Raw genomic sequence first — 26,122 nt, forward strand, 5'->3', positions numbered from 1 at the left:
GGATGACCCACTTATCGCGCATCAGCGCCATCAACTGGAACAAAATCGAGGATGACAAAGACCTCGAGGTGTGGAACCGCCTGACCAGCAACTTCTGGTTGCCGGAGAAGGTGCCGCTGTCCAACGACATTCCACACTGGCAGACTCTGACGGCTCAGGAGCAGCAGTTGACCATCCGCGTCTTTACCGGACTGACGCTGCTCGACACCATCCAGAATACCGTCGGCGCCCCGGCGTTGATGACCGACGCCCTCACCCCACATGAAGAGGCGGTGCTGTCGAACATCAGCTTTATGGAAGCGGTGCATGCTCGCTCCTATAGTTCGATATTCTCGACCCTGTGTCAGAGCAAGGATGTCGATGCCGCCTACGCCTGGAGCGAGGAGAACGCTCCCCTACAGCGCAAAGCGCAGTTGATGCTCAATTACTACCAGGCCGATGAGCCGCTGAAGAAAAAAATCGCCAGCGTGTTCCTCGAATCGTTTCTTTTCTATTCAGGGTTCTGGCTGCCGATGCATTTTTCCAGCCGCGGCAAGCTGACCAATACCGCCGATTTAATCCGTCTGATTATTCGCGACGAAGCGGTGCATGGTTACTATATTGGCTATAAATATCAAAAAGGGTTGGAAATCGTCAGCGCCGCTAAGCGCGAAGAGTTGAAAAATTTCGCCTTTGATCTGCTGATGGATCTGTACGATAACGAACTGGCCTATACCCGCGAATTGTATGCCGACAGCCCGTGGCTCGACGACGTCAACGCGTTCCTCTGTTACAACGCCAATAAAGCATTGATGAACCTTGGCTATGAGGCGTTATTCCCGGCGGAAATGGCCGCCGTAAACCCGGCAATTCTTGCGGCGCTGTCGCCAAACGCCGATGAAAATCACGACTTTTTCTCCGGCTCCGGTTCTTCTTATGTCATGGGTAAAACCGAAGCAACCGCCGACGACGATTGGGACTTTTAACCGCGCGATCGCTGGGGAATATATCAACATATTCTCCAGTGATCTATTTCACATTATTCTTTATTATCACACAAATAATCTACTGACCATTCCCTCGTCATATTTCCTTCATTTAAGCCAATTTTCCCATTCATTATTCATGCATAATCAAAAAATATCATCAGCCGTATATGATGGCTCAGCCCTTATATCATGGGCAATTCAGCCAGAGTTCTCCTTTCAGATTTTGGCTAGCTATTCACATCGAGGGTTGTCACAGAATCTCAGTATGTTAGGGTGTAAACAGGTAATAAACTTCACCAGGTACGATATCGATATAATTAAAGACAGGAAATCATTTATTGCATGGCAATTAAATTAGAAATTAAGAATCTCTATAAGATATTTGGCGAGCACCCGCAACGCGCGTTCAAATACATTGAAAAAGGACTTAGCAAAGAGCAAATACTGGAAAAAACGGGGCTATCGCTTGGCGTTAAAGACGCCAGTCTGGCCATTGAAGAAGGCGAGATATTCGTCATCATGGGACTTTCCGGCTCAGGAAAATCCACCATGGTTCGCCTTCTCAATCGCCTGATTGAACCCACCCGCGGACAGGTGCTGATTGACGGCGTGGATATCGCCAAAATCTCAGATGCCGAGCTTCGCGAGGTGCGCAGGAAAAAGATTGCGATGGTTTTCCAGTCATTCGCCCTGATGCCGCATATGAACGTGTTGGATAACACCGCCTTCGGTATGGAGCTGGCCGGCGTTTCCGCCGAAGAGCGCCAGCAGAAAGCGCTGGATGCGCTACGTCAGGTGGGGCTGGAAAATTACGCTCACGCCTATCCCGACGAGCTTTCCGGCGGGATGCGCCAGCGCGTCGGCTTAGCGCGCGCATTAGCGATCAACCCCGATATTCTGCTCATGGATGAGGCTTTCTCAGCGCTTGATCCATTAATTCGTACCGAAATGCAGGATGAGCTCACCAAATTACAGGCGAAGCATCAACGCACCATCGTCTTTATTTCCCACGACCTTGATGAAGCTATGCGTATTGGCGATCGTATTGCCATTATGCAAAATGGCGAAGTGGTGCAAATTGGTACCCCTGACGAAATTCTGAATAACCCGGCGAATGATTACGTTCGTACTTTCTTCCGCGGCGTCGATATTAGCCAGGTATTTAGCGCTAAAGATATTGCCCGCCGTAGCCCGGTTGGCCTGATTCGTAAAACCCCCGGTTTCGGCCCGCGTTCGGCGCTGAAATTATTGCAGGATGAAGACCGCGAATATGGTTACGTCATTGAACGCGGTAATAAGTTTGTCGGCATTGTCTCCATCGACTCTCTGAAAAGCGCGCTGAGCGAAAATCAGGGGCTTGATGCGGCGTTAATTGACTCCCCGCAGCCGGTGGAAGCACAAACGCCGCTCAGCGACCTGCTCTCCCACGTCGGCCAGGCGCCCTGCGCCGTCCCGGTGGTGGATGAAGGGCACCAGTATCTCGGCATTATTTCAAAACGCATGCTGCTACAGGCTTTAGATCGCGAGGGGGCAAACAATGGCTGATCAATCGAATCCATGGGATACCGCTGCGCCAGCGGATAACGCGGCGCAGTCCGCCGACGCCTGGGGCAACCCAACACCCGCGCCCGCTGACGGCGGCGGCGCCGACTGGCTTAATAGCGCGCCTGCGCCGCAGCCAGAACATTTCAATATTATGGATCCGTTCCATAAAACGCTGATCCCGCTCGATAGTTGGGTCACCCACGCCATCGACTGGATCGTGCTGCACTTCCGTCCGCTGTTCCAGGGGATCCGCGTGCCGGTGGATTATATTCTCAGCGCTTTCCAGCAGCTGTTGCTGGGGATGCCGGCGCCGGTGGCGATTATTCTCTTCGCGTTGATCGCCTGGCAGATCTCCAGCGTCGGCATGGGTATCGCCACTCTGGTCTCGCTGGTAGCCATCGGCGCTATTGGCGCATGGTCGCAGGCGATGGTCACTCTGGCGCTGGTGCTTACCGCGCTGCTGTTCTGCATGATAATCGGCCTGCCGCTGGGGATCTGGCTGGCGCGTAGCCCGCGAGCGGCGAAAATCATCCGCCCGTTACTCGATGCCATGCAGACCACACCGGCGTTCGTCTACCTGGTACCGATCGTCATGCTGTTCGGTATCGGCAACGTTCCGGGCGTGGTGGTGACCATTATCTTCGCCCTGCCGCCAATTGTCCGCCTGACCATCCTCGGGATTAACCAGGTACCGGCAGACCTCATTGAAGCTTCACGCTCCTTCGGCGCCAGCCCGCGCCAGCTGCTGTTTAAAGTCCAGCTGCCGCTGGCGATGCCGACCATCATGGCCGGCGTCAACCAGACGCTGATGCTGGCCCTGTCGATGGTCGTTATTGCCTCGATGATCGCCGTCGGCGGCCTCGGTCAAATGGTGCTGCGCGGTATTGGCCGCCTGGATATGGGGCTGGCGAGCGTCGGCGGGGTCGGGATCGTTATCCTCGCGATTATCCTCGACCGCCTGACCCAAGCCGTCGGCCGTGATTCCCGCAGCCGCGGTAATCGCCGCTGGTACGCCACCGGACCTCTGGGGCTGATTACCCGCCCTTTCTGTAAATAAGAGAAGGAATAACGATGCGACATACTACACTCCTTGCCACAGCGTTTACCGCCCTCGTCACGACCAGCGCGTTTGCTGCCGAGCTGCCGGGTAAAGGCATCACCGTGAAACCGGCGCAGAGCACCATTTCGGAAGAAACCTTCCAGACGCTGCTGGTCAGCCGCGCGCTGGAAAAACTGGGCTATACCGTCGAAAAGCCGAGCGAAGTCGACTATAACGTCGCCTACACCTCCATCGCCTCTGGCGATGCCACCTTTATCGCCACCAACTGGCAACCGCTGCACGATGATATGTACGCGGCGGCGGGCGGCGATAAAAAATTCTACCGTGAAGGAACCTTCGTTACCGGCGCGGCACAGGGCTACCTGATCGATAAGAAAACCGCCGAGCAGTACCATATTAAGTCCATCGACCAGTTAAAAGATCCGAAGATCGCCAAACTGTTCGATACCAACGGCGATGGCAAAGCCGACCTCACCGGTTGTACTCCAGGCTGGGGCTGCGAGGCGGTCATCAACCATCAGATTGATGCCTACGGGCTGAACAATAAAGTGGTCCATAACCAGGGCAACTACGCGGCGATGATGGCCGATACCATCGCCCGTTATAAAGAAGGCAAACCGATTCTTTATTACACCTGGACGCCGTACTGGGTCAGCGACGTGCTGAAACCGGGTAAAGATGTGGTCTGGCTGCAGGTGCCGTTCTCCTCCCTGCCGGGAGAACAGAAAGATATCGACACCAAGCTGCCGAACGGCGTCAACTATGGCTTCCCGGTGAACACCATGCACATCGTCGCCAACAAAGCCTGGACCGAGAAGAACCCGGCGGCGGCGAAGCTGTTTAGCCTGATGAAGCTGCCGATTGCCGATATCAACGCCGAAAACGCGATGATGCATGCCGGTCATGCTTCAGAAGCCGACATCAACGGCCACGTTGATGGTTGGATTAAAGCCCACCAGCAGTTGTTCGACGGCTGGGTGAAAGAAGCGCTGGCGGCGCAGAAGTAATTTCTCCCCTCTCCCCACGGCGGTTTGCCGTCGTGGGGATGCCCTTTCCCCCATAGCAGCATGAAACGAATATTCCTAAAAAAGCGGATATTCTGATTTCCCATTTTCGCGATTGTGAAGCCATCACGCCGTCTGCTAAGGTGAGCAAATCTTTCCAGGCGTAATTTTCACCAGCGTTATCAATAAGTCACCGATATGGAAACGCCTGCTCCCCGACGTCAGCGCCATTGGCTACCAACACGGGTAGGTTGCGCCGCGTTCAGGTTGAGCTTACAGGCGACGAACAGCATTATTATCCCTACGCAACTCAGCGCTTTAGCCTATGGTTTGGCATGGAAAATCGGCGTCTCGCCGGAGATTTTAAGTATTAATAGTGACCGATAATTCATTTGCTTTATTTGTCACAATAGTTATTATATCGGCTGTAATTAATGAGGTTATACCCAAATGGATAGTTCGTTTACTCCCATTGAGCAGATGCTCAAATTCCGCGCCAGCCGCCATGAAGATTTCCCTTTCCAGGAGATTCTCCTCACCCGTCTCTGTATGCACATGCAGGGTAAGCTGCTGGAAAACCGTAACAAAATGCTGAAAGCGCAAGGGATTAACGAGACATTATTTATGGCGCTGATAACGCTTGAGTCTCAGGAAAATCACAGCATTCAACCTTCCGAGCTGAGCTGCGCGCTGGGTTCGTCACGCACTAATGCCACCCGTATCGCCGACGAACTGGAAAAACGCGGCTGGATCGAGCGTCGTGAAAGCGACAACGATCGTCGCTGCCTGCATCTACAGCTAACCGACAAAGGTCATCAATTCTTGCGCGAGGTATTACCTCCACAGCACAACTGCCTGCACCAGTTGTGGTCTTCTTTGAGCACTGCGGAAAAAGACCAGCTGGAGCACATCACCCGCAAACTGCTTGGCCGCCTCGACCAAATGGAAGAAGACGGCGCGCTGGCGGGATCCCTGCGCTAAGCACGGAGCCGCACAACATTTTGAGTTGCAAGGAACACGGTCAGGCCAGCAGATTTTCTGCTGGCCTTTCTGGTAAACAGGTCGGCTCAGCCGATGTGAAATAATAAGAATGTAAAATTGTGGAGAATCAGATGAGCGAAAATGCGGCGAGCCAAACTCCGCAGCAATCAGGCAGCAAGAAAGGGAAACGCAAAGGCGCCCTTCTGCTCCTGACCTTGCTCTTTGTTATTGTGGCCGTAGCCTACGGCATTTATTGGTTTTTAGTCCTGCGTCATTATGAAGAGACCGATGACGCTTATGTGGCAGGGAACCAGGTACAGATCATGGCGCAGGTTTCCGGTAGCGTCACCAAGGTCTGGGCCGACAACACCGACTTTGTGCAACAAGGCGATCCGCTGGTCACCCTCGACCAGACCGACGCCCAGCAGGCGTTTGAAAAAGCCAAAACCCAGCTGGCGGCAAGCGTGCGCCAGACTCGCCAGCAGATGATCAACAGCAAGCAACTGCAGGCGAATATTGACGTCAAAAAAACCGCCCTCGCCCAGGCGCAGGCAGACCTTAATCGCCGTATCCCGCTGGGCGCCGCGAACCTGATTGGCCGCGAAGAGCTGCAGCACGCTCGTGACACCGTCGCCAGCGCCCAGGCCGAACTCGACGTCGCTATTCAACAGTACAACGCCAACCAGGCGATCGTACTGGGCACCAAACTGGAACAGCAGCCTGCGGTGCTGCAGGCGGCGACCGAAGTCCGCAACGCCTGGCTGGCGCTGCAGCGTACGCAAATCGTCAGCCCGATTAGCGGCTACGTTTCCCGCCGCTCGGTGCAGCCTGGCGCGCAGATTGGCACCACTACCCCGCTGATGGCGGTGGTTCCGGCTACCAACCTGTGGGTTGACGCCAACTTTAAAGAGACCCAGCTTGCCCATATGCGTATCGGCCAGCCGGCGACCATCGTCAGCGATATCTACGGCGATGACGTGAAGTACACCGGTAAAGTGGTCGGCCTGGATATGGGTACCGGCAGCGCCTTCTCCCTGCTGCCGGCGCAAAACGCCACCGGTAACTGGATCAAAGTCGTCCAGCGTCTGCCGGTTCGTATCGAAATAGATGCTAAACAGCTGGCGCAACATCCGCTGCGCATCGGCCTGTCGACGCTGGTTGAAGTAGACACCAGCAATCGCGAAGGCGAGATGCTGGCAAGCCAGGTACGTAGCTCGCCGGTCTATGAAAGTAATGCCCGTGAAATCGGCCTTGAGCCGGTAAATAAACTGATCGACGGTATCATCCAGGCCAACGCCGGATAATTCGGGGTGAGCGTAATGCAACAGCAAAAACCGCTCGAAGGCGCGCAACTGGTCATCATGACCATTGCGCTGTCGCTGGCGACTTTCATGCAGGTGCTGGACTCCACTATCGCCAACGTGGCTATTCCGACCATTGCCGGTAACCTTGGCTCGTCGCTAAGTCAGGGGACCTGGGTCATCACCTCGTTTGGGGTGGCGAACGCTATCTCCATCCCAATTACCGGCTGGCTGGCTAAGCGCGTCGGCGAAGTGAAACTCTTCGTCTGGTCGACGGTGGCATTCGCCATCGCCTCCTGGGCCTGCGGGGTGTCAAATAGCCTGACGATGCTGATTTTCTTCCGCGTGATTCAGGGGATCGTCGCCGGTCCGCTGATCCCGCTATCGCAGAGTCTGCTGCTCAGCAACTACCCGCCAGCGAAGCGCTCAATCGCGCTGGCGCTGTGGTCGATGACGGTCATCGTCGCGCCGATTTGCGGCCCGATTCTCGGCGGCTATATCAGCGATAACTACCACTGGGGCTGGATCTTCTTCATCAACGTGCCGATTGGCGTGGCGGTGGTTCTCATGACGCTGCAAACCCTGCGCGGCCGCGAAACCCGCACCGAACAGCGGCGTATCGACGGCGTCGGGTTGGCGCTGCTGATTATCGGGATCGGCAGCCTGCAGGTTATGCTCGACCGCGGTAAAGAGCTCGACTGGTTCGCTTCCAACGAGATTATCATCCTGACCATCGTGGCGGTGGTGGCGATTAGTTTCCTCATCGTCTGGGAGTTGACCGACGATAACCCGATAGTCGACCTGTCGCTGTTTAAGTCGCGTAACTTTACCATCGGCTGCTTGTGTATCAGTCTGGCCTATATGCTCTACTTCGGCGCCATTGTATTGCTGCCGCAGCTTCTACAGGAGGTATACGGCTACACCGCCACCTGGGCCGGTTTGGCTTCGGCGCCGGTCGGGGTGATCCCGGTCATTCTGTCGCCGATTATCGGCCGCTTTGCCCATAAGCTCGATATGCGGCGGCTGGTGACCTTCAGCTTTATTATGTATGCGGTGTGCTTCTACTGGCGCGCGTGGACCTTCGAACCGGGAATGGACTTTGGCGCATCGGCCTGGCCGCAGTTTATCCAGGGCTTTGCGGTGGCCTGTTTCTTCATGCCGCTGACCACCATCACTCTCTCTGGCCTCCCGCCGGAGCGGCTGGCGGCGGCATCGAGCTTGTCGAACTTTACCCGAACCCTTGCCGGTTCCATCGGTACCTCAATTACCACCACCATGTGGACCAACCGCGAGGCGCTGCACCATGCGCAGCTCACCGAGTCGGTGACGCCGTTCAACCCCAACGCCCAGCAGATGTACGATCAACTACAGGGTATGGGAATGACCCAGCAACAGGCTTCCGGCTGGATTGCCCAGCAGATAACCAACCAGGGGTTGATTATCTCCGCCAACGAAATCTTCTGGGTCTCAGCGGGGATCTTTATCCTTCTGCTAAGCCTGGTGTGGTTCGCCAGGCCGCCGTTCAGCGCCGGCGGCGGTGGCGGAGGCGCGCACTAAGTATCAACAAAAGGGACCTACGGGTCCCTTTTTTATTGCCGCGACCTTGTCCATTTCGCGCTAGCTTCTGTCCATTTCGCTAAAGCCGCCGATGGGTTATGTCATGCAGGATAAAGCTCCGACTACAGGAGAACATCATGCTGACCAATCCTTGCGAAAAATACAGCCCTTATCCACCTATCACCCTGCCCGATCGCCGCTGGCCCGAGCGGCAAATCACTACCGCGCCGCGCTGGCTTTCCACCGATTTGCGCGACGGCAACCAGGCGCTGGCCGAACCGATGGATGCCGCACGCAAGCTGCAGTTCTGGGATCTGTTGCTTGAGTGCGGTTTTAAAGAAATAGAGGTCGCCTTCCCCTCCGCCTCGCAAACCGACTTCAACTTTGTGCGCCAGCTGATTGACGAGCAGCGCATCCCTGAAGATGTCACCATTCAGGTACTGACTCAGGCGCGGGAAGAACTCATAGCGCGAACCTTTGAAGCGCTGCGCGGCGCCCGACAGGCAACTATCCATCTCTACAATGCCACCGCGCCGCTGTTTCGCGAGCTGGTTTTCGGCATGGAAAAGGCCGAAGTGATCGAGCTCGCCACTCGCGCCACCCGGCTTATTCGTCAGCATTGCGAACAGCAGCCGGACACCCGTTGGCAATATGAATATTCACCGGAAACCTTCTGTTTTACCGAGCCGGAATTCGCCCTTGAAATCTGCGAAGCGGTGGCGGAAATCTGGCAGCCCTGCGGCGAACGGCCAATGATTATTAATCTTCCGGCAACGGTCGAAGTCAACACGCCGAACGTCTACGCCGATCGGATTGAATATTTTTGCCGCCACTTCTCGCGCCGCCAGGATGTGTGTATCAGCGTGCATCCGCATAACGATCGCGGTACCGGCGTCGCCAGCGCCGAACTGGCGGTGATGGCCGGCGCCGATCGCGTGGAAGGCTGTCTGTTCGGCAATGGCGAGCGCACCGGCAACGTCTGTCTGGTCACGCTGGCGATGAATCTCTATAGCCAGGGCGTGGATCCGCAGTTGCGCTTTACGCAGATGAATCGGGTAGTGGAGATCGTCGAGAACTGCAACCAGCTCCCGGTACATCCACGGCATCCCTGGGCAGGCAGTCTGGCCTACACCGCCTTTTCCGGTTCGCATCAGGATGCCATTAAAAAAGGGTTTGATGCCCGTAAGCCGGGAGATCGCTGGCAAATGCCGTATTTACCTATCGATCCACAGGATATCGGCTGCAGCTATGAAGCAGTGATCCGCGTTAACAGCCAGTCAGGTAAAAGCGGCAGCGCATGGCTGATTGAGCAGAACCACGGTCTTAAGCTGCCGCGAGCGTTGCAGCAGGACTTCAGCCAGTACGCTCAGCAAGAAACGGATAGCCATGGTAAAGAAATGACCCATAACGCGTTATGGCAGCTGTTTCGCAGCCGTTACGGCCTGCTGGCGCAGCCGACGCTGGCGTTACTCGACTATCAGAGCGACGGCCAGCAGGATGGCGAACTGACGTTACAGGCTGCGCTGTGGATGAATGGCGAAACCCGCCGCTTGAACGGACGCGGGAACGGTTTGTTATCCGCCGCCGCCAACGGCCTGAGCGCGCTGTTAAAACGTCATTTCGTTATCAAGGATTACCACGAGCATACCCTTGGGGCGCGCAGCGACAGCCGCTCCGTTGCCTATATTCGCTGCGTCTTTGCCAATGGCGAAAGTCGATGGGGCGTAGGCATTGATAATGACGTTGCCCGCGCCTCGTTACAGGCGTTGTGTAATGCCGTTCACGCCAGGGATTAATCCAACGGGCGAAAATAGTCGCTGGGCGCGGTCCCCATGACCCGGCGGAACATGGCGCTAAAAGCGCTGTGGCTGCCGTAACCCAGATCCAGCGCCACCCTTAGCACCGACTGCCCCTGCGCCAGGCGAACCAGCGCCTCCATCAGCTTCGCCCGGCGCACCCATTCGCTCCAGGTCAGGCTGGTCTGCTGTTGAAAATGGCGGTTCAGCGTACGCTCGCTCATTCCGCCAGCTTGCGCCGCCTCACGGCTGCTCCACGGCTCACCGGGCGCTTCGCGCACTCGCTGGCACAACCGACGCAGGCTATCGCTATGCGGTTCCGGCAAACCGAACGGTAATACCGACATTCCACGAATTTCATCCAGCATCAGCTCATAGATACGTTCGTCGCGAGTCCCGGGGAAATAGCGCTCTTCCAGCGACAGCGACGCGACGATAAGCTCACGCAGCAGCGGTGAGATCTGTACGATCTGGCAGGTAGAGGGCAGATCGGCACGGGCCAGCGGATCGATAAATAGCGTCCGCGCGGCCACATTGCCGGTTATACGTAACGCGTGCGGCGTATGTGCCGGTAGCCAGACGCCGCGCCCCGGCGGTACGACCCAGAACCCGACCGGCGTTTCCACCCGAACCACGCCGCTGAGAATATGCAATAACTGAGCGCAGTCGTGGCAATGCATCGGTTCGCTATCGCCGTGAGCGTAATCATGGGCAAATGGCACCAGCGCGCGGTGCTGGAAGGAAAAGGAGAGCGTTGTCGACATGATAGGCGAAGAGCGGCCCGACGCGATAGCCGGGCCGACGCAGGCGCACTAGATGTGCAGTTCTTGCAGTTTTTCTTTCGGCAGCGCCAGCTCATCGTTGCTGTTGATGCGAACATCGCGCTCAATGATGTGGCGGGCGATATCCTGCGCTTCTTCCAGCGAGTGCATGGTGTAGGTTCCGCACTGGTAGACGTTCAGCTCAGGGATCTGATTCTGATCTTTGACTTTCAGCACGTCAGCCATCGCCGCTTTCCAGGCATCTGCCACGCGTTGCTCTTCCGGCGTGCCAATCAGGCTCATGTAGAAACCGGTACGGCAGCCCATCGGAGAGATGTCGATAATTTCCACGCCATTACCGTTCAGGTGATCGCGCATGAAACCAGCAAACAGGTGCTCCAGAGTATGAATGCCGCGCTCCGGCATCACTTCCTGGTTCGGTACGCAGAATCGCAGATCGAAAACGGTGATTTGATCGCCGTGCGGCGTGTTCATTTTCTTCGCGACGCGCACCGCAGGCGCTTCCATTCGGGTATGGTCGACTGTGAAACTATCTAACAACGGCATTCTTCACCTCCGATAGTGATTTTTTTTAAAATAAAATGAACTCTTCGTTCAACAGCGAGTCTGAGTATATGAAAGACGCGCATTTATTATCATCATCATCCCTGAATCAGAGATGAAAGTTTGGCCACAGTGATGTGGCCTTTTTCTTTTGTAGCGCTTTTTACTACGCGTGTCGTGCTAAAAGTGCCTCGAACGGCTCGCTATCTTCCGCTTCCACTTTCTTCTGTCGCGCGACCGACGCATCACGTTCGGCGATAAAATCATCTTCGCTTAAAATTTCCAGCGGTTCATCGCGCAGCATCGTACGATACTCATCAGCCAGCTTACGCCCGGTACCGCCAATCCCTTCTTCAATCATAGAACGCAGAATGCGCGCTGAGAACGTTAATTCCGGATCGTCGAAGCACGCCAGCAGCTCATCGCACACTTGTTGATAGGCCTCGCCGCCGTGGATGCTGTCCAGCGTTTGCGCCACGCGACGTAAATCACGGAACAGATCTTTACCCACCTGCGCCAGCGGGAACTGCGCGCTTTCGCAGCCAATCCCCAGCGTCAGGCCCGGTTTGCGGCCTTCAAGAATCACCCGGTTCCAGTTAGTACGGGTACACAGCAGTTCGCTGCTGCTCATCTCCGGCGCATCGGCCAGTACGCACCAGACCATAAACAGATCGAGGAAGCGCACCTGCTGCTCATCCACGCCAATCGGCGAGAATGGGTTGATATCCAGCGAACGCACTTCGATATACTCAATGCCGCCGCGCAGCAGCGCATCGGACGGCGTTTCACCGCTACGGGTCACCCGTTTCGGGCGAATCGGCGCGTACAGCTCGTTTTCAATCTGCAGAATATTGCTGTTGATCTGCAGATGCTTACCGTCTTTCTCAAGCCCGATTTTAGCGTACTCTTCCGATGGCGTTTTAATCGCCCGCTTCAATCCTGCCACATACTCGTGCAGATCGTTAAACGTAATTCCGAGATTGCTTTGCGACTTATTGGTATAACCGAGGTCGCTAAGACGCAGAGAAGTGGCGTATGGCAGGTAGTACATGCCGTTTCCGGCCTTCTCAAACGGCAGAGTCGTCGGTTTGCCTTGCAGGAACGAGGAGCAAATCGCCGGCGACGCGCCGAACAGGTACGGAATTACCCAACCGAAACGGTAGTAGTTACGAATCGAGCGGAAATAACCGGCCGAGATCGCCTCTTTGCCGCTTTCCGCGTCTTCCACGCCGCACTTGGCCTGCCAGAACGCCATCGGCAGCGAGAAGTTATAGTGCACGCCAGAAATGGTTTGCATCAGCGCGCCGTAGCGGTTTTTCAGCCCTTCGCGATACAACGTCTTCAGACGGCCAACGTTAGAGGTACCGTACTGCGCCAGTTCAATTTCCTGACCCGGCGCGATATAGCACGGCATGCTCAGCGGCCACATCCGCTCGTCGCCGAGCTGGCGGGCGGTGAAGCGATGCACATCGCGCAGGAAAGTCAGCATATGATCGACATCGCCATCCACTGGGGTAATAAACTCCAGCAGGGCTTCGGCAAAATCAGTGGTAATCCATTTATGGGTCAGCGCCGAACCTAAAGCTAAAGGATGGCCGGTAGTGGCCAGCGTGCCGTCGGCGTTAACGCGCAGCGTTTCGCGCTCAAGCCCACGTTTAATGCCTTGCAGCGCCTGCGGATTTTTTTCCAGCCAGGCCAGCGCCTGTGATACATCCGGGATCAATTTGACCTCCCGCCTGTCGAAATCGTTTGAATTAGCATAATTGTAATGGTTGAACAATCAGTCCAATTAGTGCCACCACGTCATGCCCTGAAGGGTTGCCGCCGCAATGACGATATAACGCAACGCCTTACCAAGGCATAAAAAAAAGAGCACTGGTCCCCAGGAAATGCGCATCCATCCCGCCAGTAAACACAGCAAATCGCCTATAACAGGCGCCCAGCTCAATAATAATGTCACCGCGCCATAGCGTTTAAGCCAGCCGGTTGCCCTCTCCTGCCAGCGCGACTGCTTGCGCAGCGGAAACAGGCGCCCCAGAATAACGTTAGTTACCCCTCCAAGGCTATTGCCGATTGTTGCTATTAATACCAGCAGCCACGGTTGACTTGCCCCCGTAAGAAGCATAGCAACCAGCAACACTTCCGAGTTGCCGGGCAGTAAAGTGGCGCTTAAAAAGCTGCTGGCAAAAAGCGACAGGAGCGACAGCGCGTCGCTCACAACAGACGCACATCCACAGCATCCATACCCGCGCGCTTCGCCGCTTCCAGACCGAAGTCGGCATCTTCAAAGACCACGCAGGTTTCCGGCGCGACGCCCATGCGCTCCGCGCATAGCAGGAAGGTATCTGGCGCAGGTTTATGTTGCGTCACGTGATCGGCAGCCACCACCGCGGAGAAGTAGTGGCGCAGGCCGAGATGCGCCAGTAGCGCTTCGGCGACGGCGCTTTCGCTACCGGTGCCGACCGACATCGGGCGACGGCCATGCCACTCCTTTACCACGTCAATGAGCGGTAACGGGCGCACGCTATCCAGCAGCATCGCTTTAACGGCCACAGTTTTTTCCTGCGCCAGACGATGCGGATCTAAATCAGCCTGATTCAGCTCAATGATCGCCTGGGCAATACGCCAGGTTGGAGAACCGTTGAGCGCGACCACGGCCTGTTCATCGAAACGCATACCGTAACGGCCCAATACTTCACGCCATGCCTTACGATGCGTCGGCTCGGTATCGAGGATGGTGCCATCCATATCGAAAATCAGTCCTGCGTAACGTTGGTACATCGTGTTCTCACAAACAGGATAAGGAAACGTTACTGTATCGCAAAAGGCGGGTTTTGTCGCGGGGGGCCAGAGACCGCAAAGGCGCCCGCAGGCGCCTTAAGTAATTAGGGAGTGCAAAAATCGCTTTATTTGATTCGCAGGTCGTTCTCAACCACGCGCACGCCCTGTACGCGACGGGTGACCTCTACCGCACGTTTAGCGCTCTCAGCCGACGATACAAAACCGCTCAGCTGTACGCGGCCTTTAAAGGTCTGCACGCTAATTTCTGAGGATTTGATATCTTTTTCGTTAAACAGCGCGCTTTTAACCTTGGTGGTTACCACGGTATCGTCAATATAACCGCCGGTGCTTTCTTTGGTGGACGATCCGGCACAGCCTGCCAGAGATACGGCGACCAGAAGCGTTGCGCAAAAGGCAGGTATTGCTTTGAACCATTTCATTGATTTCTCTCCTTGCATTCATCACACCCGGTTCAGGTAGATCTACAGGGATAAATTATAGTGGAAAGAGCGACTTGCCAATAAGAAATGTGTTGATTATCGAGGAGATAAAATGCGTCGTACTGAGGAGATGAAAATTGGAGAGTTTTATTGAAGAGAAGATGGTGCATCCTGGAGGATGACTCGGCTGCGCCTCGCCCTACGGGCCGTTGCTAACGCAACGTTATCCTCCCTGGTACTCGCGATAATTTCGCATACCATGCAACATTGAGATTGCTATTACTAAGGAGAATATGGTGCATCCGGGAGGATTCGAACCTCCGACCGCTCGGTTCGTAGCCGAGTACTCTATCCAGCTGAGCTACGGATGCATCGGGAAAGCTATTTAACTGCGAGGTTATTCTGTTGCAAATCTCATGGCGAGAAGATGGTGCATCCGGGAGGATTACTCGGCTGCGCCTCGCCCTTCGGGCCGTTGCTTACGCAACGTTATCCTCCCTGGTGCTGACGAAAATTTCGCAGACCATGTAATAACGATATTGCTGTTACTAAGGAGAATATGGTGCATCCGGGAGGATTCGAACCTCCGACCGCTCGGTTCGTAGCCGAGTACTCTATCCAGCTGAGCTACGGATGCATCGGAATAACTAGTTTACTACAGAATTCATCTGAATAATTCAGAATCAGGCAAGAATGGTGCATCCGGGAGGATGACTCGTCTACGCCTCGCCCTACGGGCCGTTGCTTACGCAACGTTATCCTCCCTGGTGCTGACGAAAATTTCGCAGACCATGTAACAACGATATTGCTGTTACTAAGGAGAATATGGTGCATCCGGGAGGATTCGAACCTCCGACCGCTCGGTTCGTAGCCGAGTACTCTATCCAGCTGAGCTACGGATGCATCGGGAAACTTGCTTTACTACGCGTCAGTGTCACAACTAACACATGCCACACTGAGTATGATGGAGTAATCGGTAGAGTGACTCGATTACGCCTCGCACTGCGGGCCGCTGCTTTCACAGCGTTCTTCTTTCTGTTTACAGAGAGAAGATGGTGCATCCGGGAGGATTACTCGGCTGCGCCTCGCCCTACGGGCCGTTGTTTACTCAACGTTATCCTCCCTGGTGTTGGCGATAATTTCGCAAACTTTGCAACAACGATATCGCTGTTACCCAAGAGAAGATGGTGCATCCGGGAGGATTCGAACCTCCGACCGCTCGGTTCGTAGCCGAGTACTCTATCCAGCTGAGCTACGGATGCAAAATGGCGGTGAGGCGGGGATTCGAACCCCGGATGCAGCTTTTGACCGCATACTCCCTTAGCAGGGGAGCGCCTTCAGCCTCTCGGCCACCTCACCACACAACACGCCTCTTGCGAGTGCTTCGAAGAACTTGTTTCTGCTCTTCGTCGCTGCGATGGCGCACATATTACTTTCTGAGACTTATAAGTCAAACAATTTTTCGAGAGCTTTTTCCGTTTGCACACTTCACGCGCAATTAGCCTGCAAAAACGGCAAAAAGAGTATTTTATCAACAGGAAATAGCCCTTTACGGCCACTCAAAAGCGACAACGAAAAATGACGCACGGCGAATAAAAACAAAAGAGAGGATGTCGCGAGAGAAGAAAAAGGAGAAGAAAAGAGAAAAACGACCGCCGGAGGGATGCGCCTCACAATAAAGCGAGGCGCGGAAAGCTTAGTAACTGGACTGCTGGGATTTTTCAGCCTGGATACGCTGGTAGATTTCTTCACGATGTACAGAGACTTCTTTAGGGGCGTTGACACCAATACGTACCTGGTTACCCTTAACCCCTAAAACTGTCACAGTGACCTCATCTCCAATCATGAGGGTCTCACCAACTCGACGAGTCAGAATCAGCATTCTTTGCTCCTTGAAAGATTAAAAGAGTCGGGTCTCTCGCATCCCGGCATTATCCATCATATAACGCCAAAAAGTAAGCGATGACAAACACCTCGCGGTGTAAGCAGTCACGGCATCACATTCTGTTAAACCTAAGTTTAGCCGATCTACACAACTTCAACCCGACTTTATCGTTATCAGTACTTATGACGCAAGATGCCGCTCCCATCAGGTTACGGCACCTATACCCGTCATACTTCAAGTTGCATGTATGTTGGCTTTCCTCACTCACCCCAGTCACTTACTTGAGTAAGCTCCTGGGGATTCGCTGCGTCGCCGCCTTCCTGCAACTCGAATTATTTAGGGTAAATGCGTTTATAGTTATTACAGTTTTGCGCTGACCCAGCCTTTCACACTGGCTAACGCAGCAGGGAGAGCAGACGCATCGGTACCGCCGGCTTGCGCCATATCCGGACGACCGCCCCCTTTACCGCCCACCTGCTGGGCGACCATACCAACCAGCTCCCCTGCTTTCACGCGGTCTGTCACATCCTTAGACACACCTGCAATCAGAGAAACCTTACCATCCGCTACCGTAGCTAATACAACGACCGTCGAACCGAGCTGGTTTTTCAGATCATCAACCATGGTACGCAGCATTTTCGGCTCAACGCCGGCCAGCTCGCTAACCAGCAGCTTAACACCGTTAATTTCTTCCGCTTTACTGGAGAGATTAGCGCTCTCCTGCGCCGCAGCCTGCTCTTTCAGCTGCTGCAGCTCTTTTTCCAACTGACGGGTACGCTCAAGCGCCGCGCGAACTTTATCGCCGATGCTGTGGCTATCGCCCTTCAGCAGCTGGGCGATATCGCTGAGCTGATCGCTCTGCGCATGCAGGCTGGCAATCGCCCCTTCGCCGGTCACCGCTTCAATACGGCGCACGCCTGCGGCGGTACCGGATTCAGAGGTAATACGGAACAGGCCGATATCACCGGTACGCGCTGCGTGAGTACCGCCGCACAGCTCGGTGGAGAAATCGCCCATCCGCAGTACGCGAACGCGATCGTCGTATTTCTCGCCGAACAGCGCCATGGCGCCGGATTCACGCGCGGCATCGATATCCATGATATTGGTTTCGATAGCCAGGTTACGGCGGATCTGGGCGTTCACCAGATCTTCCACCGCTCTAATTTCTTCCGGCTTCATCGCTTCAAAATGCGAGAAGTCAAAACGCAGCGCTTTATCGTTAACCAGCGAGCCTTTCTGCGCCACGTGGGTACCGAGAACCTGGCGCAGCGCCGCGTGCATCAGGTGCGTCGCGGAATGGTTGAGACGAATACGCTGACGGCGAGCCTGATCGACATCGGCCTGCACCGCGTCACCCACTTTCAGGGAACCGCTGGCGACTTTACCGATATGACCAATAGCCTGGCCGTACTTCTGCGTATCGCTGACCGTGAAGGAGAAGCCAGCGCCTTTCAGTTCGCCTTTATCGCCTACCTGACCGCCGGATTCCGCATAGAATGGCGTCTGGTCGAGGACTACAACCGCATCCTGACCCGCGCTGACGCTATCAACCGCTTTGCCGTCGATGAACAGCGCAGTCACTTTGCCGTTCAGTTCCAGATGATCGTAGCCTTTAAATTCCGATGCGCCGTCAACGCGAATCATCGCGTTATAGTCAGCGCCGAAACCGCTGGACTCGCGCGCGCGGCGGCGCTGCTCTTCCATCGCGGCTTCAAAGCCTGCTTCGTCAACCTTGATGTTGCGCTCGCGGCAGACGTCCGCCGTCAGATCAACCGGGAAGCCATAGGTGTCATACAGACGGAAGGCGGTTTCGCCGTCCAGCGTGTCGCCTTTAAGCTTCGACAGTTCCTCGTCCAGCAGCGCCAGTCCGCGCTCCAGTGTGCGCGCAAACTGCTCTTCTTCGGTTTTCAGCACCTGCTCTACCAGAGCCTGCTGCTGTTTCAGCTCTTCACCGGCGGCGCCCATCACGTCGATAAGCGGAGCAACCAGTTTCCAGAAGAAGGTGTCCTTCGCGCCCAGCATGTTGCCGTGACGAATCGCGCGGCGAATGATACGACGCAGCACGTAGCCGCGGTTTTCATTCGACGGGATCACGCCATCAGCAATCAGGAATGCGCAGGAACGAATGTGGTCGGCGATAACGCGCAGCGACTTGTTAGTCAGATCGGTCGCGCCGGTGACTTTCGCCACGCTCGCAATCAGATTGCGGAACAGGTCGATGTCATAGTTGGAGTTAACGTGCTGCAGAACAGCGGCAATACGCTCCAGCCCCATACCGGTATCAACGGACGGCTTCGGCAGCGGCTCCATGGTACCGTCAGCCTGACGGTTGAACTGCATGAAGACGATGTTCCAGATCTCAATGTAACGGTCGCCATCTTCTTCCGGGCTTCCCGGAGGGCCGCCCCAGATGTGATCGCCATGGTCAAAGAAGATTTCGGTGCACGGGCCGCACGGACCGGTATCGCCCATCTGCCAGAAGTTATCAGAAGCAAACGGCGCGCCTTTGTTGTCGCCGATGCGGATAATACGCTCGCGCGGAACGCCCACTTCATTGGCCCAGATGTCGAAAGCTTCGTCATCGGTCTCGTAAACGGTAACCCACAGTTTTTCTTTCGGCAGGGCGAACCAGTTCTCACCGGTCAGCAGTTCCCATGCATATTTGATGGCATCCTGCTTGAAGTAATCGCCGAAGCTGAAGTTGCCCAGCATTTCGAAGAAGGTGTGGTGGCGCGCAGTGTAACCGACGTTTTCCAGATCGTTGTGTTTACCGCCCGCACGCACGCAACGCTGCGCGGTGGTCGCGCGCGAATAATTACGTTTGTCGAGGCCAAGGAAGACATCCTTGAACTGGTTCATCCCGGCGTTGGTAAACAGCAGGGTCGGATCGTTGTGCGGCACCAGGGAGCTGCTGGCAACTACCTGATGTCCCTTACTATGGAAAAAGTCGAGAAACGCCTGACGGATCTCAGCGGTGCTCTTGCTCATAATTATCCTGAAATCAAGCTACACTTCATCCTTCAAGTCGCCTCTGACCTGGCGGAACGTCCTCTCCCGGTAGTGAACTCACGTACGCCCCAGAAGCTGTTCTCTCTTGCCGCCGTGATGCAGCTTGAATGATTTTGTGTATAAGGAATAATCGCCCTGGACGCTGATTATGCAATCACAAGCAGCGGCCCGACGGAATAAAGTGGGAATAAGATAAGTTTTCTTTAGAGGGAAGTAAAATCCCCGATGGGTCAATCTGCAAAATTTCGCCAGATTTCCTGGATATCTTCCATCAGATAGCCGCGGTAGAGCAAAAAGCGCTGGATTTTAACTTTTTCAGTAAAGGCGGAAGGTAACGGTTCGCCGTATTTACGCTGCGCCTGCTCTTTGGCCAGCGCCGCCCAGTCGATTTCACACTCGCGCATCGCGCTTTCGATGTCGCTGCGGCCAATGCCCTTTTGATTCAACTCCTGGCGGATACGCGCCGGGCCGTAGCCCTTGCGGCTCCGGCTGGCGATAAACTGGCGTACAAAACGTTGGTCATCAAGATAGCGGTTTTCCAGGCACCAGCCGACCACCTGCTCGAGCTCTTCCGGCGTGATGTCCAGCTTTTCAGGGCCGTTTTTACTCATTACCGGCGCCGCCAGCTTACGCCGCAGTTCCTGTTCGCTATGATCGCGCATCGCCAGAATACGAATTGCGCGATCCAACAGACGCGCGTAGCCGGAGCGGCGTGGTGAAGTCTCAGTCACAGGCACCTCGATAATCTTAGAAAAGCAAAAGGGCCGCATCAGCAGCCCTTTGTCACTCTTTTAGACGATATCAGAAATCTTGTTCGGTTTCTTCTGCGTCGTTGCCGTCAACCGCGAAGTCCGGCGTGGAATCCTGGTTGTTGAGCAGCAGTTCGCGAACTTTCTTCTCAATTTCTTTCGCCGCCGCCGGGTTATCTTTCAGCCAGGAGATAGCGTTCGCTTTACCCTGGCCGATTTTGTCGCCGTTGTAGCTATACCAGGCGCCCGCTTTTTCAATCAGCTTCTCTTTCACGCCGAGGTCAACCAGCTCGCCGAAGAAGTTGATACCTTCACCGTAGAGGATCTGGAATTCAGCCTGTTTGAACGGCGCGGCGATTTTGTTTTTCACCACTTTCACGCGGGTTTCGCTGCCGACGACGTTGTCGCCCTCTTTCACCGCGCCGATGCGGCGAATGTCCAGACGCACGGAGGCATAGAACTTCAGCGCGTTACCGCCGGTGGTGGTTTCCGGGTTACCGAACATCACGCCGATTTTCATACGGATCTGGTTGATGAAGATCAGCAGCGTGTTGGACTGCTTCAGGTTACCAGCCAGTTTACGCATCGCCTGGCTCATCATACGCGCCGCGAGGCCCATGTGAGAGTCGCCGATTTCGCCTTCGATTTCCGCCTTCGGCGTCAGCGCCGCCACGGAGTCGACGACGATAACGTCTACCGCGCCGGAACGCGCCAGCGCGTCACAGATTTCCAGAGCCTGCTCGCCGGTATCCGGCTGGGAGCACAGCAGGTTGTCGATATCAACGCCCAGCTTGCGGGCATATACCGGATCCAGCGCGTGTTCGGCATCGATGAACGCACAGGTTTTGCCTTCACGCTGCGCTGCGGCGATAACCTGCAGCGTCAGGGTAGTTTTACCCGATGATTCCGGCCCGTAAATCTCAACGATACGGCCCATTGGCAGACCGCCTGCGCCGAGCGCGATATCCAGAGAAAGCGAACCGGTGGAGATGGTTTCCACGTCCATGGAACGGTCTTCACCCAGGCGCATGATGGAGCCTTTACCGAATTGCTTTTCGATCTGGCCCAGTGCTGCCGCCAACGCTTTCTGTTTGTTTTCGTCGATCGCCATTGTTACTCCTGTCATGCGAGGTGAAGCGCGTTCGCTTCGCCGTTAATATTTGTTCAGTTGAAGCAATTATACTGTATGGTCATACAGTATCAAGTGTTTTGTAGAAATTGTTGCCAGAGCAGATTTAACGCATAGGCCGTCGCCTGACGACGCACCGCTTCGCGGTCTCCGGCAAAGCATTCGCGGCGGGTCACGCCCTGCCCGTTCGCACAGGCGACGCCGAACCACACGGTGCCGACGGGCTTCTCCGCGCTGCCGCCGTCCGGGCCGGCGATACCGCTGACCGAGACCGCATAGGTGGCGCGAGCCGCGCGTAGCGCGCCAATCGCCATCTCGACAACCACCGGTTCGCTCACCGCGCCGTTATCCAGTAACGTCACTTCACTCACGCCAATCATCTGCGATTTGGCTTCGTTGCTATAGGTTACGAAACCGCGCTCAAACCACGCTGAGCTACCAGCAATATCGGTCAGCGCTTTGGCTATCCAGCCGCCGGTGCAGGACTCCGCGGTGGTCACCGTCGCGCCCTGCGCTTTCAGCGCCAGCCCAACCTGTTCGCTTAGCTGCATTAATTCTGAATCGGTCATTTTTGCCCCGCTTAAGCCAGATAAAGAGGCCATCAAAGATAGCACTTTCGGCAGAGATATGGGGACGAGGTGGTGATTTTACGAGGGGGGATCCAAAAATGGGCCGTCCCGCTGCAACCGGGACGACCAGACAACCTGTTACTTCATACTGTTGGCGATGAGTTCGACGTTATGGCGCAGCATTTTAACGTAGCTATCGGCCACGCCCCCCGGCTTAGACAGCGCTTCAGGATAGAGTTCGCCGCCCGGTTGCGCCCCCGTCGCGCCAGCGATTTGCTGCACCAGACGCGGGTCCAGCTGGTTTTCCATAAACCAGGTATGCACGCCATCGGCTTTGATTTGCTTAATCAACGCCGCCACCTGCGCCGCGCTGGCTTCGCTCTCGGATGAGAGCCCCTGCGGCGCGAGGAACGTCACGTGGTAAGCGCGGCCAAAATAGCCGAAAGCGTCATGGCTGGTCAGCACTTTACGCTTCGCCTGCGGGATGGCGCTAAACTGCGCCTTCGCCCAGCCGTCAATTGCCGTCAGCTGCTCGATATAACGCTTACCGCTGCTCTGGAGCGCCGCTTTATCCTGCGGGTCGGCTTTCACCAGGCCATCAAGGATATTCTGCGCGTACAGCGCGCCATTGGCGGCGCTATTCCAGGCGTGGGGATCGGTCACCGTTTTCCCGTCTTCATCGAGGGTATGCGTCTTAACCCCTTTTGACGCCACCACTAATTCGCCCTTAAAACCGGATGCTTTCACCAGCCGATCCAGCCACCCTTCCAGACCAAGCCCGTTGACCACCACCACGTCGGCTTTGCTGAGCAGCGCGCTATCCTTCGGTGAGGGTTCAAAGGTGTGCGGATCGCCATCCGGCCCTACCAGCGTATCGACATGAACATGCTCGCCGCCTATCTGCTGCGCCATATCGCCCAGCACCGAAAAGCTGCTTACCACGTTCAGCGTTTTTGCCATCGCCCCCTGCGCCATCAGCCCCACGGCTAACACCATCACCACTGCACTTCGTTTCATCATTTCCTTACCCCATTAATTTGCGCCAGCCAACGACCAGCCGGCTGCGCGTGCCAAAAAACACTGAAATAAAAAACAGTACGCTGGCGGTCAGCACGATGGCGGGCCCGGCGGGTAAATTCACTGCCCACGAAAGGCTCAATCCCATCCAGGCGCAACACGCGCCGATCGCCGCCGCCAGCAACAAAATGCCCGGCAGCGTCCGCGCCCAGCAGCGCGCCGCTACCGCGGGCAACATCATCAGCCCTACCGCCATTAGCGTGCCGAGCACCTGAAACCCCGCCACCAGGTTCAGTACCAAGAGCGCAAGAAACAGGCCGTGCAGCAGCGCCGGTAGCCGCCGCGCGTTGACCTGTAGCCAGGCGCTATCGAACGCCTCGCTGACCAGCCCGCGATAAAACAGCGCAATGCACAGCAGCGTCAGGCTCGCCACGCCGGTGACAAAGAACGCCGCGTCGCTATCCACCGCCAGAATCGAACCAAACAGCAGATGCAGCAGATCGACGCTGGAGCCGCGCAGCGAGACCAGCGTGACGCCAAGGGCCAGCGAGCCGAGGTAAAACCCGGCAAAACTGGCGTCCTCTTTGAGCGGCGTTCGCCGGCTGACCCAGCCTGCCACCAGCGCCACCGCGATCCCGGCGATAAATCCGCCGACGCTCATCGCCAGCAGCGACATACCGTTAAGGAGATAACCCGCCGCCACCCCCGGCAGAATGGCGTGCGACAGCGCATCGCCCATCAGGCTCATCCGCCGCAGCAGCAATAGCACGCCCAGCATGGTGGTGCTCAGCGACAGCGCGAAGCACACCACGAGCGCCCGGCGCATAAAGCCAAATTCAATAAAAGGTTGAAAAAAGGTATGCCAGATCATGCCTGCCTCGCGGTGTTGAAGGCGGGAAGCACGCTTGACGTCTCGCCCCAGCGCGCGTGCTGGGGTTCAAGTAGCAGCGTCTCTGGGAAGAAATCGGCCACGCACTGGTTGTCGTGCAGCACCGCCAGAATCGTTTGCCCCTGGCGATGCATATCGACGATAAGCGCCATCAGCTCGCGGCTGGTGGCCTCATCGATGCCGGTAAACGGCTCGTCCAACATCACCAGCGGCGCCTGTTGCACCATCACCCTGGCAAAGAGCATGCGCTGGAACTGGCCGCCCGAGAGTTCTTCAATCGGCGTATTGGCCATCGCGCTGAGCCCAACCCGCTCCAGCGCCGCCGCGATGCGCCGACGCTCGCCGCCGCCCAGACCGCGCAGCAGCGAGACCCGCGGCCAGGCCCCCTGGCTGACGACATCGCGAACCAGCAGCGGAAACTGTGATTCCAGGGCATGGCGCTGCGCAAGCCAGCCGACCACGGGCCGCCCTTTGCACCAGTTCAGCCGGCCGCTAACCGGCGGAATAAATCCAGCCAGCGTTTTCAGCAGCGTCGATTTACCGCAGCCATTAAGGCCGACTATCGCCGTCAGGCTTCCGGCCGCAATCACGCCGCTCATCGCCGGAGTGATTGCCATGCCCTCATACCCGGCAACCAGATGATCCAGCTCAATCATGGCAGCGCCACCGCCCACCATGTGGCCAGCCATAGCGCCGCCAGCAGTCCGCAGGCAATTGCCACGCGCACCGCGCCGGATGCCATAAAAACCGATGTGAACATATTCCTGCCTCATTAAAATGTTATAACATAACAATATGAGATTCAGAAAAGAATGTAAATCTGCGTCAGCGAGAGGAAATGTAACAAAGGTCAACAAAAGGCATGCAGACGGGAAAAAACGGAGGATAAGCGCGGCGTCACGGGGAAGATGTCCCCGGTCGCGCTGCGCTTACCGGGGCTACCAAACGGATACCAGACCGTAGCCCGGATAAGGCGCTACGCGCCGCCATCCGGGGAACTCGAAATATATCGGCTGGATGAAAGGATCAATACCCGCCGCGGGCCTGCGAAACCGCCAGCCCCAGCTGCCAGACAGCCATCGCGTAGTGGGTGCTGTGGTTATAACGGGTGATAGTGTAGAAGTTCGGCAGACCATACCAGTACTGGTACCCGGTGCCGATATCCAGCCGCAGCAGGCTGGCCTGCTGATGGTTGCCCAGCGGCTGCGTTGGGGTTAACCCCGCCGCAGACAGCTGTGAAATGCTGTATTTGGTTTTAAAGCCGTTATCCAGACCCGGCGCCTGGCCCAGCGCCTGCACCGCAACGGTATCGCCGCTCACCCAGCCGTGCTGTTTAAAGTAGTTCGCCACGCTGCCGATGGCATCAACCGGATCCCACAGGTTGATATGTCCATCGCCGTTGAAGTCCACCGCGTATTGCTTATAGGACGACGGCATAAACTGGCCGTAGCCCATCGCGCCGGCAAAGGAGCCTTTCAGATCCAGCGGGTCATCGCTTTCGCTGCGCGCCATCAGCAGGAAGGTTTCCAGCTCAGAGGAGAAGTATTCCGCGCGGCGCGGATAGTTGAACGACAGCGTCGCCAGCGCATCGAGGATGCGCGTTTTGCCCATCACCCGGCCCCAGCGGGTTTCCACGCCGATAATGCCGACGATGATTTCCGGCGGTACGCCGTAGACCTGATACGCGCGGTTCAGCGCGTCCTGATACTGGTTCCAGAACACCACGCCGTTCTGCACGTTATCCGGCGTAATAAACTGTTTCTTATAGCGTAACCAGGCGCCGTTTGGCCCGGTCGGCGGCAGCCCGCTTGGCGCCTGGCGATCCATCAGTCGCAACACGTAGTCCAGGCGCTTGGCCTGCGACAGGATCTCCTGGAGCTGCTGTCTATCGAAGCCGTGCTTCGCCACCATCTTATCGATGAACTGCGCCGCCGCTGGGTTATTGGCGAAATCGCCGCCCATCTGCATCACGTTATGCTGCGGTTCCAGCAAAAAGCCGCCGGTTCCGCTCGCCATCTCCGCTTCCGCGGGGGTCTTAGGTTTGCTGCTGCAGGCAGCGAGAAGTGCACATAAAGGGAGTAAAGCCAGATAGCGACGCTTCAACATGGGAATTCCAT

Annotated in this window: 23 protein-coding genes, 5 tRNA genes and 1 pseudogene; 9 read left to right on the top strand and 20 right to left on the bottom strand. The window is 56.2% G+C overall.

Annotated features, from left to right (window positions below):
* Nucleotides 1-2: 2 nt before the first annotated feature.
* From nrdF to leuA, 9 genes and pseudogenes are all read left to right on the top strand, one after another.
* Entirely contained in the window at nucleotides 3-965 is a 963-nt protein-coding gene (gene nrdF, locus AC22LX_RS09995; protein ID WP_015370074.1) for a class 1b ribonucleoside-diphosphate reductase subunit beta, read from the top strand.
* Between the two features lie 345 nt (nucleotides 966-1,310).
* On the top strand, nucleotides 1,311-2,513 hold the full coding sequence (proV, locus tag AC22LX_RS10000; protein ID WP_045395207.1) for a glycine betaine/L-proline ABC transporter ATP-binding protein ProV: 1,203 nt from the start codon (nucleotides 1,311-1,313) through the stop codon (nucleotides 2,511-2,513).
* Nucleotides 2,506-3,570, top strand: a complete 1,065-nt coding sequence (gene proW / locus AC22LX_RS10005; RefSeq protein WP_045395210.1) for a glycine betaine/L-proline ABC transporter permease ProW — start codon at nucleotides 2,506-2,508, stop codon at nucleotides 3,568-3,570. The genes proV and proW overlap by 8 nt, the downstream gene beginning before the upstream one ends.
* Nucleotides 3,571-3,584: 14 nt before the next feature.
* Nucleotides 3,585-4,580 (top strand): glycine betaine/L-proline ABC transporter substrate-binding protein ProX, encoded by a 996-nt coding sequence (proX, locus tag AC22LX_RS10010; RefSeq protein WP_045395213.1) that lies wholly within the window; start codon nucleotides 3,585-3,587, stop codon nucleotides 4,578-4,580.
* A gap of 228 nt (nucleotides 4,581-4,808) precedes the next feature.
* Nucleotides 4,809-4,964, top strand: a pseudogene (locus AC22LX_RS10015) (hypothetical protein); the annotation flags it as partial.
* A 63-nt stretch (nucleotides 4,965-5,027) separates the two neighbouring features.
* Nucleotides 5,028-5,558, top strand: a complete 531-nt coding sequence (gene mprA, locus AC22LX_RS10020) for a transcriptional repressor MprA (protein ID WP_015370069.1) — start codon at nucleotides 5,028-5,030, stop codon at nucleotides 5,556-5,558.
* Between the two features lie 131 nt (nucleotides 5,559-5,689).
* On the top strand, nucleotides 5,690-6,862 hold the full coding sequence (gene emrA / locus AC22LX_RS10025; RefSeq protein WP_015370068.1) for a multidrug efflux MFS transporter periplasmic adaptor subunit EmrA: 1,173 nt from the start codon (nucleotides 5,690-5,692) through the stop codon (nucleotides 6,860-6,862).
* Between the two features lie 15 nt (nucleotides 6,863-6,877).
* Complete coding sequence (gene emrB, locus AC22LX_RS10030) at nucleotides 6,878-8,416, top strand: multidrug efflux MFS transporter permease subunit EmrB (protein WP_045395214.1); 1,539 nt, start codon at nucleotides 6,878-6,880, stop codon at nucleotides 8,414-8,416.
* Nucleotides 8,417-8,553: 137 nt separating this feature from the next.
* Nucleotides 8,554-10,212 (top strand): 2-isopropylmalate synthase, encoded by a 1,659-nt coding sequence (gene leuA, locus AC22LX_RS10035; RefSeq protein ID WP_487333968.1) that lies wholly within the window; start codon nucleotides 8,554-8,556, stop codon nucleotides 10,210-10,212.
* On the opposite strand, the gene AC22LX_RS10040 is transcribed toward leuA, so the two are convergent.
* The 20 genes from AC22LX_RS10040 to mltB all read right to left on the bottom strand — a co-directional run bounded on the left by AC22LX_RS10040 (nucleotide 10,209) and on the right by mltB (nucleotide 26,111).
* Nucleotides 10,209-10,976, bottom strand: coding sequence for an AraC family transcriptional regulator (locus AC22LX_RS10040; protein ID WP_045395217.1), 768 nt, complete (start codon nucleotides 10,974-10,976; stop codon nucleotides 10,209-10,211). The genes leuA and AC22LX_RS10040 overlap by 4 nt on opposite strands.
* 48 nt (nucleotides 10,977-11,024) lie before the next feature.
* Nucleotides 11,025-11,540 carry an S-ribosylhomocysteine lyase gene (gene luxS, locus AC22LX_RS10045; protein WP_015370064.1) on the bottom strand — a complete coding sequence of 172 codons (516 nt, stop codon included), beginning with the start codon at nucleotides 11,538-11,540 and terminating at the stop codon, nucleotides 11,025-11,027.
* A 163-nt stretch (nucleotides 11,541-11,703) separates the two neighbouring features.
* Complete coding sequence (gene gshA / locus AC22LX_RS10050; RefSeq protein WP_045395218.1) at nucleotides 11,704-13,260, bottom strand: glutamate--cysteine ligase; 1,557 nt, start codon at nucleotides 13,258-13,260, stop codon at nucleotides 11,704-11,706.
* Between the two features lie 66 nt (nucleotides 13,261-13,326).
* On the bottom strand, nucleotides 13,327-13,755 hold the full coding sequence (locus AC22LX_RS10055) for a YqaA family protein (RefSeq protein ID WP_045395221.1): 429 nt from the start codon (nucleotides 13,753-13,755) through the stop codon (nucleotides 13,327-13,329).
* Nucleotides 13,752-14,318 (bottom strand): fructose-1-phosphate/6-phosphogluconate phosphatase, encoded by a 567-nt coding sequence (gene yqaB, locus AC22LX_RS10060; RefSeq protein ID WP_045395223.1) that lies wholly within the window; start codon nucleotides 14,316-14,318, stop codon nucleotides 13,752-13,754. Before yqaB ends, AC22LX_RS10055 begins: the two co-directional genes overlap by 4 nt.
* A gap of 125 nt (nucleotides 14,319-14,443) precedes the next feature.
* Complete coding sequence (locus tag AC22LX_RS10065; protein ID WP_015370060.1) at nucleotides 14,444-14,758, bottom strand: BON domain-containing protein; 315 nt, start codon at nucleotides 14,756-14,758, stop codon at nucleotides 14,444-14,446.
* Between the two features lie 294 nt (nucleotides 14,759-15,052).
* Nucleotides 15,053-15,129, bottom strand: a tRNA-Arg gene (locus AC22LX_RS10070).
* A 189-nt stretch (nucleotides 15,130-15,318) separates the two neighbouring features.
* Nucleotides 15,319-15,395: transfer RNA gene (locus tag AC22LX_RS10075), tRNA-Arg, on the bottom strand.
* Nucleotides 15,396-15,584: 189 nt separating this feature from the next.
* Nucleotides 15,585-15,661, bottom strand: a tRNA-Arg gene (locus AC22LX_RS10080).
* A gap of 282 nt (nucleotides 15,662-15,943) precedes the next feature.
* Nucleotides 15,944-16,020 (bottom strand) — tRNA-Arg (locus AC22LX_RS10085).
* 4 nt (nucleotides 16,021-16,024) lie between these two features.
* Nucleotides 16,025-16,117 (bottom strand) — tRNA-Ser (locus AC22LX_RS10090).
* Between the two features lie 337 nt (nucleotides 16,118-16,454).
* A complete protein-coding gene (gene csrA, locus AC22LX_RS10095) occupies nucleotides 16,455-16,640 on the bottom strand; it encodes a carbon storage regulator CsrA (RefSeq protein WP_000906486.1) in 186 nt (61 codons plus the stop codon).
* A 363-nt stretch (nucleotides 16,641-17,003) separates the two neighbouring features.
* A complete protein-coding gene (gene alaS / locus AC22LX_RS10100; RefSeq protein WP_045395419.1) occupies nucleotides 17,004-19,631 on the bottom strand; it encodes an alanine--tRNA ligase in 2,628 nt (875 codons plus the stop codon).
* Between the two features lie 251 nt (nucleotides 19,632-19,882).
* Complete coding sequence (gene recX / locus AC22LX_RS10105) at nucleotides 19,883-20,383, bottom strand: recombination regulator RecX (protein ID WP_015370056.1); 501 nt, start codon at nucleotides 20,381-20,383, stop codon at nucleotides 19,883-19,885.
* Nucleotides 20,384-20,453: 70 nt separating this feature from the next.
* Nucleotides 20,454-21,512: a recombinase RecA gene (recA, locus tag AC22LX_RS10110; RefSeq protein WP_015370055.1), complete on the bottom strand. Its 1,059-nt coding sequence runs from the start codon at nucleotides 21,510-21,512 to the stop codon at nucleotides 20,454-20,456.
* A gap of 89 nt (nucleotides 21,513-21,601) precedes the next feature.
* A complete protein-coding gene (gene pncC / locus AC22LX_RS10115; protein ID WP_020078118.1) occupies nucleotides 21,602-22,099 on the bottom strand; it encodes a nicotinamide-nucleotide amidase in 498 nt (165 codons plus the stop codon).
* Between the two features lie 138 nt (nucleotides 22,100-22,237).
* A complete protein-coding gene (locus AC22LX_RS10120) occupies nucleotides 22,238-23,116 on the bottom strand; it encodes a metal ABC transporter substrate-binding protein (RefSeq protein WP_049060481.1) in 879 nt (292 codons plus the stop codon).
* A 7-nt stretch (nucleotides 23,117-23,123) separates the two neighbouring features.
* A complete protein-coding gene (locus AC22LX_RS10125; RefSeq protein ID WP_045395415.1) occupies nucleotides 23,124-23,987 on the bottom strand; it encodes a metal ABC transporter permease in 864 nt (287 codons plus the stop codon).
* Entirely contained in the window at nucleotides 23,984-24,694 is a 711-nt protein-coding gene (locus AC22LX_RS10130) for a metal ABC transporter ATP-binding protein (RefSeq protein WP_162184079.1), read from the bottom strand. Before AC22LX_RS10130 ends, AC22LX_RS10125 begins: the two co-directional genes overlap by 4 nt.
* Before the next feature lie 337 nt (nucleotides 24,695-25,031).
* Nucleotides 25,032-26,111: a lytic murein transglycosylase B gene (gene mltB, locus AC22LX_RS10135; RefSeq protein ID WP_045395411.1), complete on the bottom strand. Its 1,080-nt coding sequence runs from the start codon at nucleotides 26,109-26,111 to the stop codon at nucleotides 25,032-25,034.
* Between the last annotated feature and the right edge of the window lie 11 nt (nucleotides 26,112-26,122).

The sequence above is a fragment of the Klebsiella sp. PK01 genome, assembly GCF_057624675.1.